Here is a 16384-nt window from a genome sequence, read left to right as displayed (position 1 = left end):
ATCCCCGAGAGGTGCCCGCCGATGTGGGTGCCTCTGTTGCTATTGTGCCTCACTCGCGATCGGAGTTATCGCCAGTGATTCGGCGGAGGGAGCATTTTGTGTACAGAGTCCGCGGGCTAGTACTGGCCGGCGTGGTTGCCTGCGGGGCGGCGACCCAGTACGTCCATTGGGAGACGATCTTCGCCGGATGACGTGAGTAATATTTGATAGCGGGAGTGTCGGTGCCGGGCGAGCCACTGGTCGCCTGGCGCCGGTGATCTGCCCGGCGGGCATCGTGTACGCCGGCAGACGCACCATCGGCGCGACGAGCGCCCGGCAATCCGTACGCTCCGACCCGTGGTGTCGGTCGCGGTCATCGCCCGTCCGATCGCCCACCTCGATCCCGCACGGGCCCGACGGCAGTCCTGTGGCTGCCGAGGTGTTTGCCCTGCTCCGGGGTATGGCGACTGCCCTGAATCGGGCCATACCCGGCAGGCTGTCCCATGTGGACAAATCACCGAACTTCCGGATCAAGGGGTCACTCGATGACCTTCCGAAGTGGACCTTGCTAACATCCAGGCATTCCCATACTCTGACTCGCGGAAGTCGCCCTATCGAATGCGCGCCAACGGCGTCCGCCGGTCCTGGGGGCACAATTTGCCGCACAATTCATCCCCTGCTGGTCGCGTCAGGCGCCTGACGTCGACAACAATTAACGCGCCCTTTTTCTGCCCGTGACGATCCTGGATCGAGGCGCCGGGCGTACGCGGGACGGGATGCGGCACTTCCGGTTCCTGGTGGTCGGCAACGCCGTCTCGGCGTACGGCAGCTACCTGGACATGGTGGCGCTCAACCTGTTCGCGTACTCGCTGACCGGCAGCGCGTTGCAGACCGGGCTGATCATGGCGCTGCGCCTCGCCACGAGCGTGCTCGCCGGCTTCGGCGCCGGCAGCCTCGTCTCCCGGCTCGACCGCAAGCGGATCATGGTGATCTCCGATGTCACCCAGGCGCTCGCCCTGATCGGGCTGGTGCTCGCGCCGGCCGCGTCCCAGGCCGGGCTGCTCTACCTCGTCGCGGTCGTCACCGGCACCGGCGCCACCCTCACCAGCGTCGCGCTGCGCAGCAGCATCCCCGAAATCGTCGGTCAGGACCAGCGGGTACGCGCCAACGCGCTGCTCGCCACCGGCCGCTCGATCGCGATGGTGGCGGGATTCGCCTCGGCCGGTCTACTCATCGCCACGGTCGGCTACTCCGGCGCGTTCCTCATCGACGCCGGGGCGTTCCTCTTCTCGGCCGCGAACCTGGCCCGACTGCCGATCACCACCCGCCGCACCGAGGCGAAAGCCGGGTCGGGCGGGGCGCAAAAGGCACCGGGGGTGCTCGCGGCACAGCTCACCGCCCTGCGCTACCTGCGGCTGACCCCGATCCTGCTCGCCCTGATCAGTCTGCGTGCCATCGACGCGTTCGGGTCGGCGTCGCACAACGTCGGCCTGCCGGTGTTCTCCACCGCGCTCGACCCGGAGCACCCGGCCGCCTTCGTGTCGCAGTTCTGGGCCACCTGGGCGATCGGCAACATCGTCGCCCAGCGGGCCGTCGCCGCCTGGGCGGGTCGTACCGGTCGGACCATCGACGAGCGGGCGTTCGCGCTCGGCGCCGCGCTCATGTCGGCCGCGTTCATCCTCACCTTCACCGCACCGCCGTTGCCGCTGGCGATTCTGGTCGCCGCCATCGCCGGTGTGGCGGACGGCTTCACCGAGATCGCGTACAACAGCCGGTTGCAGGCCGCCCCCGACGAGCAGCGCGGGTACGTCTTCGGCTTCTCCGCGATGGCGGAGAACCTCGGCTTCGGCATCGGCATGGTGGCCTGCTCGTTCCTGCTGGAACGCCTCACCCCGCTGACCGTGGTCACCACGTTCCACGGCCTCGCGGTGCTGATTGCCCTGGTCATGGTGGCCGCGCTGTCGATCCGGCGGCGGCCGGCGAAATGAGGGACACGATGTACGGCAGCACCGACGACCGGCGGATAGCGATCGTCGGGATGGCGTTCCGGCTGCCCGGCGCGGACACGCCCGAGGGCTACTGGCACAACATCCGTAGCGGCGTGACCAGCGTACGGAGGTTCGGCCCGGCGGAGCTGGCCGGTGCCGGGATACCTGCGTCGGTACGCGAGTCACCCGACTTCGTGGCGGTCAGCGGGGTGCTCGACGACATCGACTCGTTCGACGCGGAGTTCTTCGGGATGAGCCCGCAGGAGGCGCGCACCGTCGACCCGCAGCACCGGCTCTTCCTGGAAACCTGTCACCACGCACTGGAGAACGGCGGGTACGCGGCGACGCCGCCCGACGTACGGGTGGGGATCTTCGCGGGCGTCGGCTACCACCTGTACCCGCTCAACACGTACCTGCGCAACAACCTGGGCGAGGCCCGGTGGGAGGGCGACTTCGCCTCCGCGTTCCAGGTCGCCGTGGGCAACTTCAACGACTTCGCCGCGACCCGGGTCGCCTACCGGCTCGGGCTCACCGGGCCGGCGATCACGGTGCAGACCGGCTGTTCGACCTCGCTGGTGGCGGTGCACCTGGCCGGGCAGGCGCTGCTCGCCGGTGACGCCGACCTGGCCCTGGCCGGCGCGGCGGCGGTGCACACCCCGCAGATCCTCGGCTACCGGCACGTCAAGGGCACCATCCTGTCCCGGTCCGGCCGGTGCCGCGCGTTCGACGCGTCGTCCGACGGGACCGTCGGCGGCAACGGGGTCGCCGCCGTGCTGCTCAAACGGTACGACCGCGCGGTCGCCGACGGCGACACCATCCACGGGGTGATCCTGGGCAGCGGCGTCAACAACGACGGCGCCTCGAAGCTGAGCTACCTCGCGCCGAGCGCGACCGGGCAGCGGGGCGCCATCCTGCGCGCACTCGACGTGGCCGGGGTGTCGCCCGACACCATCGGCTACCTGGAGACCCACGGCACCGGCACGTACAAGGGCGACCCGATCGAGTTCGACGGCATGACCTCCGCGTACCGGGAACGCACCGACCGGACCGGGTACTGCGCGATCGGCTCGGCCAAACCCGCCATCGGCCATCTGGACGCCTGCGCCGGAATGGCCGGCCTGCTCAAGACGGTGCTGGTGCTCAAACACGGGGAGATTCCGCCGCTGGTCGGGTTCGAGCGGCCCAATCCGGCGCTGGACCTGGCCGGCAGCCCGTTCTTCATCCCGACCGAGGCGCGGCCCTGGCCGGACCTGCCCGGCCCGCGCCGGGCCGGGGTGACCTCGCTCGCGGTCGGCGGGACGAACGTGCACCTGATCCTCGAAGAGCCACCACCGTCGACCCGACAGCCACGGCAGGTCGCACCGGGCCGGCGAACCCCGCCGGATCCGGTGCCGCTGCCGCTGTCCGCGGACCACCCGGACAGCCTGCGTACGCTCGCCGGCCGGTTCCGCGACCACCTTCGCGCCGACCCCGGACCGGACCTGGACGACCTGGTCGGCACCGCCGCGCTCGGCCGCCCGCACCTGCGGCACCGGCTGGTCGTGACGGGTGCGACGCCGACGGCGCTCGCGGACGCGTTGGACACCTACCTCGCCGCGCCGCAGCGGCAGGTCGCGAACCGGGTCGCGACCGCCGGCCCGGTGCCGGCCGGGGGAATCACACCCATTTTTGTGTACGGCGGGCAGGGCACCCCGTACGCCGGGCTGGCCGCACCGCTCTACCGGCGCTATCCACGGTTTCGTGAGGTGTTGGACGAGTGCGAGGCGTACCAGCGCCGGACCGGTGGACCCTCGCTGCTCACGCCCCTGCTCGGTGACGCCGGGGGCGACCCGGCGGCGGCGGACGGCTCGGCCGGTACCGGTCCGGTCTGGGAGACCGACGTGGCCCAGCCGGCGCTGTTCGCGTACCAGGTCGCGCTGACCCGACTGTGGCGGTCGTTCGGGGTGACGCCACACCTCGTCGCCGGCCACAGCGTCGGCGAGTACGCGGCCCTGGCGGCGGCCGGCGCACTGTCGATCGAGGACGGGCTGCGGCTCACCGGACTGCGCGGACGGCTGATGCGCGAGTACACCGCACCCGGCGGGATGGTCGCGGTGTTCGCCGCCCGACCGGCGGTCGACGACCTGCTCGCCGACGACCGGCGGCTCGACCTGGCCGCGATCAACGCGGCCGAGAACCACGTCGTCGCCGGGCCGGTCGAGGCGATCGATGCCGCCTGCCGTCGGCTGGACGAGCGTGGGCTGCGCTGGCACCGGCTCGCCGTCAACCGCGCCTTCCACACCGCCCTGCTCGACCCGATCATCGCCCCGCTGGGCGAGGTGCTCGCCGCGATCCCGCTCGCCCCGCTGGACATCCCGCTGGTCAGCGGCATGGACGGGACCGTACTGCCGGTCGGGCACCGGTTGGATCCGGCGTACCCGGTCCGGCAGACCCGGGCGGCGGTCCGGTTCGACCTGGTCACGGCCGCGCTCGCGGCGGCCGGGGACGGCGTGGCCGGCAGCCCGGTGCTGGAACTCGGCCCGCACCCGAGCCTGGTCGGGCTGCTCCGGCCGGCGCTGCCCGGCTCGCCGGTGCTCGCCGCCCAGCGCCGGGGCGTCGGGCTCGACCAGCACTTCGAGGCGGTCGCCCGGCTGCACGTACACGGGGTCGACCTGGACTGGGCCGCCGTGCTCGGCCCCGGTGCCGGGCACCGGGTGCCGCTGCCCGCCTATCCGTTCCAACGACGGGTCCACTGGACCGGACCGCCGCTGGCCCGCACCGACCCTGGAGGCGTGATGGTTGACGTTGACACCGGCCGCGACACCCGCACCGGCGCGGTCGCCGACACCACCGAGCCCCACCTCGGGCCGGTGGTCGAACGGGTACGCGAGATCAGCGCCCGGCACCTCGGCTGCGCCCCGGCCGACATCGACATCCACCGCCCGTTCTTCCAGATGGGCGCCGACTCCCTCGCGATGATCAACGCGCTGCGGGAGTTCGAGGGCGAGTTCGGCGTACGGCTGGCCATGCGGGAGCTGTTCGAGGAGGCGGACACCCCGCACCGGCTGTCCCGTCTGATCCTGTCCCGCCGGGTGCCGGTGGTCGCCCCGGTGACCGCGCCGGTGGTGGAGCCGCGCGTGGTGGAGGCGCCGGCCGCTGTGGTCGTACCCGAGGTAGCGGAACCGGCTCCGGCGCCGCAGCCGGCGGCGGTGGCCGAGGTGCACGGGCCGAGGGTGGTCGTGGCGCCCGGCGCGGGGCAGGCCGGCGCGGTCGCCACCGACGGCCAGCGGGCCCACGTGGAGGACCTGCAACGTCAGTTCGTGGCGAAGACCCGGCGTTCGAAGGAGATCGCCCAGCGCTACCGGGGCGTGCTGGCCGACAGCCGGGCCGTGGTCGGGTTCCGCGGCGCCACCAAGGAGATGCTGTACCCGATCGCCGGCCAGCGCGCGAAGGGCGCCTGGCTGGAGGACGTGGACGGCAACCGGTACCTCGACATCACCATGGGCTTCGGCGTGCTGCTCTTCGGCCACGAGCCCGACTTCGTCGCGGACGCGGTACGCGAGCACCTGTCCCGGGGCGTCCAACTCGGCCCGCGCAGCGTCGACACCGGGGAGGCCGCCACCCTGCTCAGTGAGCTGACCGGGATGCAACGGGTGGCGTTCGCGAACTCGGGCACCGAGGCGAACTCCGCCGCGATCCGGCTCGCCCGCGCCGCCACCGGACGCGACACGATAGTCATGTTCCACGGGTCGTACCACGGGCACGCCGACAACGTGCTCGGCCGCTCGGTCGGCACCGGCGCGGACCGGACCACCGTCGCGGTCTCCACCGGCATCCCGGCCAGCGCCGTCGCCGACCTGGTGGTGCTCGACTATGGCACGCCGGATGCCCTGGAGACGATCGAGGCGCTCGGCGAACGGCTCGCCGCCGTCATCGTCGAGCCGGTGCAGAGCCGCCACCCCACGCTCCAGCCGACCGCGTTCCTGCACCGGCTGCGCGAGATCACCCACCGGTACGGCATCGTGCTGATGTTCGACGAGATGCTGACCGGGTTCCGGCCGCACCCGCGCGGCGCGCAGGGCCTGTTCGGCGTGACCCCGGACCTCGCCACGTACGGCAAACTGCTCGGTGGCGGCTTCCCGATCGGGGCGATCGCCGGCCGCGCCGACATCATGGACGGCGTCGACGGCGGCTTCTGGCGGTACGGCGACGACAGCCGCCCCGAGCGCGAGACGACCTTCTTCGGCGGCACCTACATCCAGCATCCGGTGTCGATGGTGGCCGCCCGTGCCGTACTGACCCGGCTGAAGCAGCAGAGCCCGGACCTGCAACAGGCGCTCAACACCCGGACCGACCGGCTGGTCGGCACGCTGAACGCATTCTTCGAGGAGGACGAGTATCCGGTCCGGCTCGGCCACTTCGGCTCCCAGTTCCGCTTCGAGCACCGGGCCGACCTCGAACTGCTCTACCACCACCTGCTGCTCAAGGGCGTGTACGTCTGGGAGTGGCGCAACTTCTTCCTCTCCACCGAACACACCGACGACGACGTCGACGCCGTCATCGACGCGGTGGAACGCTCGCTGCGGGAGATGCGCGCGGCCGGCTTCCTGACCCGCCCGCAGGTAACCGCCGTACCCGCGTCCGCACCGCTGCCGGCCGTGGCACCCGTGCCGGCACCCGTGCCGGTGCTCCCGGCGACCGAGCCGGTAGAGCCGGGGGTGGTGCGGGCGGCGCCGGATTTCAGTGTGTACTTCTTCGGGGACTACCCGCAGGACGCGACGGCGGACGACGGGGATCCGGTCGACCCGTACGAGTCGATTGTCGAGACCGCCCGGTTCGCCGACGAGCACGGGTTCCACGCGGTGTGGATTCCGGAGCGGCACTTCCACTCCTTCGGCGGCGTGTTCCCCAACCCGGTGGTGCTGGCCGCCGCGCTGGCCCGCGAGACGAGCCGGATCCGGCTGCACGCCGGCTCGGTGGTGCTGCCGCTGCACGACCCGATCCGGGTCGCCGAGGAATGGTCCATGGTGGACCGATTGTCCGGCGGACGGGTCGGGATCGGCTGCGCGCCGGGCTGGCACGCGGGCGACTTCGTGCTCGCCCCGGACAATTTCGCACCCGCCCGCGACGTCATGTACGGCCACCTCGACCAGGTACGACGCCTCTGGCGAGGGGAGGCGGTGCAACGCCGCTCCGGCACCGGCGAGACCATCGAGGTACGCACCCTGCCGCGCCCCGTACAGGCGGTGCCACCGATGTTCGTCGCGGTCGTCGGCAACCCGGAGTCGTACCAGCGGGCGGCCGAGCACGACCTCGGCATCGTCACCAACCTGATGAGCCAGTCGGTGGAGCAGTTGGCCGACAACATCGCGCGCTATCGCAAGACCCGTGCCGCGCACGGGCTCGACCCACGGGGCGGCCGGGTCGTCGTGCTCGTGCACACCTACCTCGGCGAGGACTCGGGGCGGGCCCGGTCCGAGGCGTTCGCGCCGCTGCGGGCGTACATGCGGTCCTCGCTGTCGCTGTTCGGGCAGCTGACCAACAGTCTCGGCTTCCGGGTCGACCTCCAGGACGCCCGCGAGGAGGACCTGGACTACGTGTTCCGGCGCGCCTACGACCGGTACTGCGAGTCCCGCGCGCTGATCGGTTCGCCCGAGCAGGGCGCCGCGCTGATCGACGCGCTCACGGCGGCGGGCGTGGACGAGGTGGCCGCGCTGGTGGACTTCGGGGTGCGGCCGGAGCAGCTGCGGGCGGGGCTGCCGCACCTCGACCGCCTGCGCGCCCGCTACCACGAGGCGCGAACCGCGCCGGCCGGACCGCCTGCTGTCGCGCCGCCTGCTGTCACGGCGCCCGCTTCCACACCGCTCGTGCCGGTCGACGTCGACACGGCCGCGTTGGGCGCGGGCCCGCGGGTCGGTCCGGACCGGTCGGGGCCGTTGTCGCGCGGGCAGTCGCGGATGTGGTTCCTCGAACGGTTGAACCCGGGCCGGGGCGCCTACAACGAGCCGACCGCCGTACGACTCGACGGGCGGCTGGACGTGCCGGCGCTGCACACCGCGCTCGGACGGCTGGTGGCCCGGCACGGCGCGCTGCGTACCGTGTTCCGCGAGCGGGACGGCGAACCGGTGCAGATCGTGCTCGGCCGGGGCACCCTGGACTTCGCCGTCGAGCAGCACACCGGCCGGGACGAGGACGACGTCGTACGGTCGGCCCTGGCCGCCGAGAGTCGACGCGCGTTCGACCTGGCCACCGGCCCGCTGTTCGTGAGCCGGCTGCTGCGCTGGTCCGACGAGCGGCACGTGCTGGTGCTCTCGTTCCACCACATAGTCCTCGACGCGACCTCCGCGACGGTGCTGGCCCGGGACCTGTCCGCGCTGTACCGGGCGGAGCTGACCGGGCACCCGGCCGACCTGCCGGATCTGCCCCTGGACTGTCTGGACCTGGCCCACCGGGAGGCCGCCAGCACCAACGGCACCCACGCCAGCGGCACCCACGCCAGCGGCGCCTACGGCAGCGGCACCCACGGCAGCGGCACCCGCGACAGCGGCGCCAACGGCGATGCCCCCGGCACCGGCGCGGAGCTGGACTACTGGCGGGAGCGGCTGGCCGGGGACCTGCCGGTGCTGGACCTGCCGACGGACCGCCCGCGCCCGACCGTGCAGGCCGGCAACGGCGCGTCGGTGCGCCGTACGCTCGACCCGGAGCTGTCGATGCGACTGCGCCGGCTCGGCGGCGAGCACCGGAGCACGCTGTTCATGACCATGCTGGCCGGGTACGCGGCCACGCTGCGCCGGTTCACCCGGACCGACGACCTGATAGTGGGCACACCGGTGTCGGACCGGCCGGCCGGCGCCGAACAGGTGGTCGGGTTCTTCCTCAACACGATCGCGCTGCGGCTGGACCTGTCCGGCGATCCGACCTTCGCCGACCTGCTCGGGCGGGTACGCGGCACCGCACTCGACGGGTACGACCACGCGCACGTCCCGCTCGACTCGGTGGTACGCGCGGTGCGGCCGGTCCGGGACCCCGGCCGGAACCCGATCTTCCAGACCATTGTCGAGTTCGAAAACGACGACGCGTTCCGGTTTGACCTGCCCGGCGTCGGCGCCCGTACGCTGGAACACCGGGCCGAGCGCGCGGTGGTCGACCTGAGCCTCTACGTGACCAACCACGCCGACGGGATCGGCTGCCGGTTGGAGTACGACACCGACCTGTTCGATTCGAGCAGCGTCGAGCGGCTGCTGTCGTACCTGGTCGCGATCCTGGAGGCGGCGGCCCGCGACCCCCGTACGCCGATCTCGGCGCTGGTCGGCGTTCTCGACGCGGACCGGGAGAAGCTGGCCCGCTGGGGCACCGGCCGGCGCCGCGAGCTGCCGTCGGGCTGCCTGCACGACGCGGTACGGCAGTGGGCGCACCGGACATCGCAGAGCGTGGCGCTGATCGGCGGCGGCAGCGTGCTGACCTACCGGCAGCTCGACGAGCGGGCCTCGGTGCTCGCCGACCGGTTGGCCACGCTGGGCGTCGGGGCCGGTGAGATCGTGGCGCTGTGGCTGCCCCGGTCGCCGGAGTTCGTCGTGGCCACGCTGGCGGTGCTGCGTACGGGCGCGGCCTACCTGCCGCTGGATCCGTTGCTCAACGACCGGCAGGTGCACTTCATGATCTCGGACAGCGGTGCCCGGGTGGTGCTGACCACCGAGGGCAACGAGCCGCCGGACCTGCCCGACGGCGTCCGCCCGGTCTACCTCGACGTGGAGGTGGACGAGGCCACCGTGCGCGGCGCCCTGACGCGGGTGGCGGACGACCCGGACGCGCCGTGTTACGTGATCTACACGTCCGGTTCGACGGGCCGGCCGAAGGGGACGGTCATCACCCACCGCAGCGTGCTGAACCTGTGCCGGTGGTACCACGACAAGCTGGAGCTGACCGCCGCCGATCGCGGCGCCGCCGTCTGCGGGCAGAGTTTCGACGCCTCCATGCTGGAGATCTGGCCGATCCTCATGGCCGGCGCCAGCCTGACGATCGCCGACGACGCCGTGCGCCTGGACTCGATGGCGCTCGCCCGCTGGATGCGTACCGCCGGGGTGACCATCGCGATGCTGCCCACGCCGATCGGCGAGGGGCTGCTCTCGCTGCCCGTCGTGGCCCAGCCACGCCTGCGCCACCTGGCCGTCGGCGGCCAGCAGCTCCGGGTACGCCCGCACCCCGACCTGCCGTACGTGCTGCACAACATCTACGGGCCGACCGAGACCACGGTCGTCGTGGTGGTGGACGTGGTGGCCGACGCGTCGAAGGCATCCGCCGGCCCGATCCCGATCGGCCGCCCGCTGGACAACATCCACGTCGAGGTACGCGACCAGCGGGGCAACCTGGCTCCGCTCGGTGCGGTGGGGGAGCTGTTCATCGGCGGGGCCGGGGTGGGGCGCGGGTACCTGAACCGGCCCGAGCTGACCGCGCAACGGTTCGTGGACGATCCGGGCGGCGGACCCGGTGCCCGCTTCTACCGCAGCGGCGACCTGGTCCGGTGGACCACCGACGGGGTGCTCGTGTTCCTCGGGCGGGCCGACGACCAGGTCAAGATCCGGGGCAACCGGGTCGAGCCGGGGGAGGCGTCGGCCGTACTGCGCGGACTGGACCTGGTCGCCGACGGCATAGTGGTGGCCCGTCGGGACCACAACGGGGACGTGTACCTGGCCGGGTACGTGGTGCCCGCGCCGGGCGTACCGCACGACGGGATCGCCGACCGGCTGGTGACGGCGATGGCCCGCGAGCTGCCCGACGTGCTCATCCCCCGGGTGTGGGCGCTGCTGCCGGTGCTGCCGCAGACCGGCAACAACAAGTTCGACCGGGCCGGCCTGCCGGAGCCGACGATCCGTACCGGCCTGCCCACCCCCACCCTGCCGGTGCCGCCGCCGCGCCCGGCGCCGCCGCTGCCCGCGCCCGTGCCGCCTCCGCCGCCGCCGGTCGCCGAGGTCACCGACGACATCGGGGAAACGGTACGGGCGCTCTGGGCCGCCGAACTCGACCGGGCACCGGAGCAGATCGGGGACGCGTCCTCCTTCTTCACCCTCGGCGGGCACTCGATCAACGCCCTGCGCCTGCTCAACCGGGTACGCGAGGCGACCGGCGTCGAGTACCCGGCGCTCGACTTCTTCCGCGCCCCTACCGTCTCCGCCATGGTCGGCCGGCTGCGCGAGCACGCCACACCCGCGATCAACGGTCACGCCGGACGGATACGGGGCACGCTGTGACCTTCGAGGAGGTCCTGGAGTACCTCGCCGTCCGCGACGTACGACTCACCGGCGTCGACGGCACACTGCGCTACGACGCCCCGGCGGCGGTGATGACGCCGGAGCTGGTGGCGGCGCTGCGGTCGTACAAGGGTGAGCTTCTGCGCTGGCTGGCCGGACCGGCCGACGAGCGTGAGGTGACGCGGGCGCCGCTCTCGGCCCAGCAGGACCGGATGATCGAGAACGTCGAGCGGACCGGGAACTCCAGCGGCTGGAACGTCGGGCTGCGGCTGGAACTGGTCGGCGTACTCGACGTCGCCGCGCTCGACGCCGCCGTCGACGGGCTGGTCGCCCGGCACCACGCGCTCCGGGCCCGGCTCGGGCGCGACGGCGACACCCGGATCCAGCGGATCATCGCCCATCGGCCGGTCCCGCTGCCGGTTGTCGACCTGACCGCACTCCCGCCCGACCAGGCGCGGGTACGGGCCGAGGCCGCCTGCCGGGCGGTGGTGGAGCCGGCGTTCACGCTGGCCGCCGAGGCGCCACTGCGGTACGCCCTGATCCGCCTCGATCCGGGTGAGTCCTGGCTGGTCCTGGTCGTGCACCACGTCGCCTGCGACGGCTGGGCCATCTCGGTCCTGCTGCGCGACCTGGCCGCCGGCTACCGCAGCGCGCTCACCGGGGGTGTGGCCGACCTCGGCCCGCCCGCCGCGCAGTGCACCGGATACGCCCGCTGGCAGCGGGAGCAGTGGGACGAGCCGACCCGACGCCGCCGGCTCGCCCACTGGGCCGAGCACCTCGGCGACGGGCCGCTCACCCTGGACCTGCCGTTCGACGGCCCCGCCCCGGACCGGGCCAGCGGACGCGCCGCCACCCACCGGTTCGAGATCCCGGACCGGGCCCGGCTGGCCGCCGAAGCGCTCGCCCGGGCGCGCGGCGCCACCGTGAACGCGGTGACCGCCGCCGCGATGGCGGTCCTGCTGGCCCGGCTCAGCGGACAGCCCGACGTGACGCTGTCGGTGCCACACGCGAACCGCTCACCCCGGGCGTACGAGGAGGCGGTCGCCGTGATGACCACGGCGCTGCCGCTGCGGATCCGTACGGCCGCCGCCGCGACGTTCGCCGACCTCGTCGACCAGACCGCCGCCGGCCTCTTCGCCGGGATCGACAACCTGCTGCCCACCGCCTGGATCTACCGGCAGTTCCTCGGGCCGGCGGGCGGCGCGATGCCGGCCGGGGTGATGGTGAGCTTCGCGTTCCAGAACACCCTGGACATGCGGCTCGACCTGCCCGACCTGGCCGTACGGGTGCACGACGTGCCGACCGACGCCGAGCGGGGTGCGCTGATGTTCGGTCTGGTACCCGGCCCGGACCGACTCGACGGCTATCTGGAGTACCCGTTGGACCGGCTCACCGACGGAACCGCTCGCGCCTGGGTGGCCAGCTACGTCGACCTGCTCGCCGACGCCTGCGAGCACCCGGACCGCCCGCTGCCCGGCGCCTGAGCACTCGCGGCGGCCACCCGGCCGGGGTCAGGGTTGGGCCCGTGTGCCCGACGACGTCCTTCGTCCGTCCTCAGGGTGCAGGAAGGACGCCGACGCGGAGCGCGGCAGCCGGACGACGACGTCGAGGCCGCCGCCGTCGCGTGGGTCGGCGTGTACCGAGCCCCGGTGCGCCGAGGCGATCGAGGCGACGATCGACAGCCCCAGACCGACCCCGTGCCCGGAGCCGTCCCGGCCGCGGCGGAGCTGCCGGAACGGTTCGAACAGCTCGGAGGTGGAGGTGACCGGCACCGTCGGGCCGGTGTTGCCGACCCGCAGTGCCGTACCGCCGCCCACCCGCAGCCAGACCTGGCCGCCCGGGTGGTTGTACTTGATCGCGTTGTCGACCAGGTTGTTCACCAGCCGCTCCAGCAGCACCCGTTCCCCGTCGACCAGTTGCGGTGTCAACTCGCTGTGGATGCGCAGCCCGGCGCGGGCGGCCGGACCGCGTTGCGCGTCGATCACCGAGGCCGCCACCTGGTCGAGGCGGACCGGCTCCTGGACGTCCAGGCCCCGGTCACTGCGGGCGAGTACGAGCAGCCCCTCGATCATCGACTCGATCCGTACGTTCATGGCGAGCAGGCGCCCGCACAGGTCGCGTACCGACGGATCGCTGGTGTCCCGGCCCAGGGCGACCTCGACCAGCGTGCGTTGCGCCGCCAGCGGCGTACGCAGTTCGTGCGAGGCGTTGGCGACGAAGCGGCGCTGGCTGTCGAACGAGGCCGAGAGCCGGTCGAGCATCTTGTCGAAGGTGTCGGCGAGGTCGGTCAGCTCGTCCCGGGGACCCTGCATCCGGATCCGCTGGTCGAGGTTGTCGGCGCTGAGCCGCCGCGCGGTGGCGGCCATCGCCCGTACCGGCCGGAGCATCCGGCTGGCCACGATCCAGCCCACCAGCAGCGCCAGCAGGAGCGTGATGGACAGCGTGACGCTGGACTGGGCGAGCAGCGTGTTCAGTACGTCGATCCGGTACTCGGCGACGGTGTCGGCCTCGATCGGCCGGACGATCGAGGTCGGACCGCTGTGGCCGGTTTCGGCGCCCTCGGCCACGGCCGGTGGGAGGGCGGCGCGGACCAGGAGGTAGTTGATCGCGAGCAGGACGGTCGCGCTGAGGACGAACATCCCGCCGCAGAGCAGGGCCAGGTGTCCCTTGAAGGTGAGCCGACGGGACAGCGACAGCGGCAGGGCTAGCCGCCCAGCCGGTAGCCGACGCCGGCCAGTGTCTCGATCACCGACGGGGAGCCGAGTTTCTTGCGCAGCGTCATTATCGTCACCCGGACCGCGTTGGTGAACGGATCGATGTGCTCGTCCCATGCCTTCTCCAATAGTTCCTCGGCGCTGACCGCGGCTCCCTCGGCCCGCATCAGCACTTCCAGGACGGCGAACTCCTTCCGGGATAGCGCGACGAACCGGCCGTCCCGGAACACCTGGTGCCGGGGTACGTCGAGTTCGATACCGGCCCGGCGGAGCACCGGGGGGAGTGCGGGTCGTGCGCGTCTACCGAGTGCCTGGACCCGGGCGATGAGTTCGGCGAGTGCGAATGGCTTGGTCAGGTAGTCGTCCGCGCCGATGTTGAGTCCGTACACCCGGTCGTCCAGCTCGACCGAGGCGGTCAGCATGATCACCCTGGTTTCGCCGCCGGCGGCGACGATCGCCTGGCAGACGTCGTCCCCGTGGACGACGGGCAGGTCCCGGTCGAGGACGACCACGTCGTACCGGTTGACGCTGATCAGCTCCAGGGCGACCGCGCCGTCCCCGCAGGTGTCCACCGCCATCGCCTGTTGGCGCAGCCCTTCCGCGGTCGCCTCGGCGAGCACCGTCTCGTCCTCCACGATCAGTACGCGCATTCAACTCCTATCTCCGTTTGCGCTCTCCATTGTGCATGAAACAGTCGTAAGTAGGAGATAAGCAATATCGCTTACGCCACCCATATCAGTCGGCGAGTAGACCTGTCGGTGACAATCGACATCCTCCTGACTAGGAGAAATCATGCGACGACAATGGATGTTACCCGTCCTGCTGACGGTGGTCCTGTTGACCGGCGGTTGTTCCCGCGAGGGTTCCGACCGGTCCGATCGTGAGGTGGCCTCGGTATCCGGTTCGGCCACACCGACATTGGCCCCGGCCGCCGAGCGGGACGACTTCACCGAGTGCATGAAGGACAACGGGGTCGATCTCGGTGCGGAATCGGAACCCCGTTCCCTGGACGGCAACACCGGTCCGCTGTCCAACGAGGTCGACGAAACCGAGTCGCCGGACCAGCGACAGCGCCGACTGGCCGCGCTGGAGCAGTGCCGCCAGCACCTGCCCAACGGCGGCGACCCGCAACCGCTGCGCCCCGAGGTGCTGGAGCAGGAACGAATCCTCGCGAAGTGCATGCGCGCGGCCGGCGTCGACTACCCCGACCCCGACCCGCACAGCGGCGCCGGCAACGGGGCGCGGGCGATCCCGCCGGGGCTCAACCTCAACGATCCGACCGTACTGGCCAAGCTGCGCGAGTGTCAGCGGGAGGCCGGTTACGGCGGGAACACCCCGGGCACCGGGTCGTGAGCGAGCCGTCCACCACGGCTGCGGCCGGGCCGTCCGGTGCGGCGGGGCCGGCGTACCCCACGGGGCCGGCACGGGTGCGGCGCCGACGGCAACGGTGGCTGCTCGGTGGTGTCGTCACCGTGGTCGTCCTCAGCACCGGGGGTGTGGTGGCGTTCAGTCGGCTGCAACGGGTGCCGGTCGACCCGGTGCGCGACAGCGCGCCCCGGACGACCGCCATCGTCGCCCGGACGGACCTGGTCGAACGCATAGCGGCGAGCGGTACCGTCGGCTACGGCGAGCCCAGCCCGGTGGCCGGCCGCAGGGCCGGCACCCTCACCTGGCTGCCCCGGCCGGGGACGGTGGTCGAGCGGGGCGGCCGGCTCTACTCGGTGGACGCCAGGATGGTTGCGATGATCATCGGCGACACCCCGATGTACCGCTCCCTCGGTCCCGGCGTGACCGCCGGGCCGGACGTGCTCATCCTCAAGCGGAACCTGCACGCCCTCGGCTACGACGTGGGCAAGCTGGACAGCACCTTCCGGGCCAGCACCGGCCGGGCGATCAAGCGCTGGCAGCGGGCGTCGAAGCTGCCGGAGACCGGCCGGATCGACGTCGGCGACGTCGTGGTCCTGCCCGCCGACGTACGGGTCGACGAGGTCACCGGGCAACTCGGCGGCTCCGCCCAGGGGCCGGTGCTCGCGGTCACCGGCGTCGGGCGGCTGGTCCGGGTCGAGCTGGACGAATCCCAGCGCGGGTTCGCCCGACCCGGGGCGAAGGCCGCCGTCGACCTGCCCGGCGGGCGGTCCGCCACGGTTACCGTCGCCTCGGTCGGCACCGCCAACGGCGAGGACGACAAGCAGCCGAAGCTGGCGGTGACGGCCACCTTCGACGACGCGGCGGTGGCCGGCGGCATCGACGCCGGCCCGGTGACCGTACGGTTCACCGGCGCCCGCCGCGACGACGTGCTGGCCGTACCGGTCCAGGCCCTGCTCGCGCTGCGCGAGGGCGGGTACGGGATCGAGGCCGCCGACGGTGACCAGCGGTACCTCGCGGTGGAACTCGGCCTGTTCGCCGACGGCCTGGTCGAGGTGTCCGGCGCCGGGCTGACCGAGGGCGTACGGGTGGTGAGTGCCGGATGACGCCG

7 protein-coding genes are annotated in these 16384 nt (G+C 72.4%); 5 read left to right on the top strand and 2 right to left on the bottom strand.

From position 1 onward, the window contains the following. Positions 1-713: 713 nt before the first annotated feature. From OG792_RS19155 to OG792_RS19145, 3 genes are read left to right on the top strand one after another with little or no spacing between them, the layout of a single operon-like run. Positions 714-1967 carry an MFS transporter gene (locus OG792_RS19155; RefSeq protein ID WP_329100764.1) on the top strand — a complete coding sequence of 418 codons (1254 nt, stop codon included), beginning with the start codon at positions 714-716 and terminating at the stop codon, positions 1965-1967. 8 nt (positions 1968-1975) lie between these two features. Next, the gene (locus OG792_RS19150) at positions 1976-11194 is read left to right on the top strand and encodes a non-ribosomal peptide synthetase/type I polyketide synthase (protein ID WP_329100761.1); all 9219 of its coding nucleotides are present in this window, start codon (positions 1976-1978) and stop codon (positions 11192-11194) included. Next, positions 11191-12678, top strand: a complete 1488-nt coding sequence (locus OG792_RS19145; protein ID WP_329100760.1) for a condensation domain-containing protein — start codon at positions 11191-11193, stop codon at positions 12676-12678. The genes OG792_RS19150 and OG792_RS19145 overlap by 4 nt, the downstream gene beginning before the upstream one ends. 27 nt (positions 12679-12705) lie before the next feature. Here the strand turns inward: OG792_RS19145 and OG792_RS19140 are convergent, their stop codons facing one another. Together OG792_RS19140 and OG792_RS19135 are read right to left on the bottom strand one after the other, a co-directional pair. Further along, on the bottom strand, positions 12706-13833 hold the full coding sequence (locus OG792_RS19140) for a sensor histidine kinase (RefSeq protein WP_329100758.1): 1128 nt from the start codon (positions 13831-13833) through the stop codon (positions 12706-12708). A 65-nt stretch (positions 13834-13898) separates the two neighbouring features. Continuing rightward, on the bottom strand, positions 13899-14558 hold the full coding sequence (locus tag OG792_RS19135) for a response regulator transcription factor (protein ID WP_329100756.1): 660 nt from the start codon (positions 14556-14558) through the stop codon (positions 13899-13901). Positions 14559-14715: 157 nt separating this feature from the next. Between OG792_RS19135 and OG792_RS19130 the strand changes: the two genes are divergently transcribed. Beyond that, on the top strand, positions 14716-15261 hold the full coding sequence (locus tag OG792_RS19130; RefSeq protein WP_329100754.1) for a hypothetical protein: 546 nt from the start codon (positions 14716-14718) through the stop codon (positions 15259-15261). Beyond that, complete coding sequence (locus tag OG792_RS19125) at positions 15258-16379, top strand: peptidoglycan-binding domain-containing protein (protein WP_329100752.1); 1122 nt, start codon at positions 15258-15260, stop codon at positions 16377-16379. The genes OG792_RS19130 and OG792_RS19125 overlap by 4 nt, the downstream gene beginning before the upstream one ends. Positions 16380-16384 lie beyond the last annotated feature (5 nt).

Source organism: Micromonospora sp. NBC_01699 (assembly GCF_036250065.1).
Classification (GTDB): Bacteria; Actinomycetota; Actinomycetes; order Mycobacteriales; family Micromonosporaceae; genus Micromonospora_G.
Note: the sequence above shows the minus strand (reverse complement) of the source record. Positions and strands in the feature narration are given on the sequence as shown.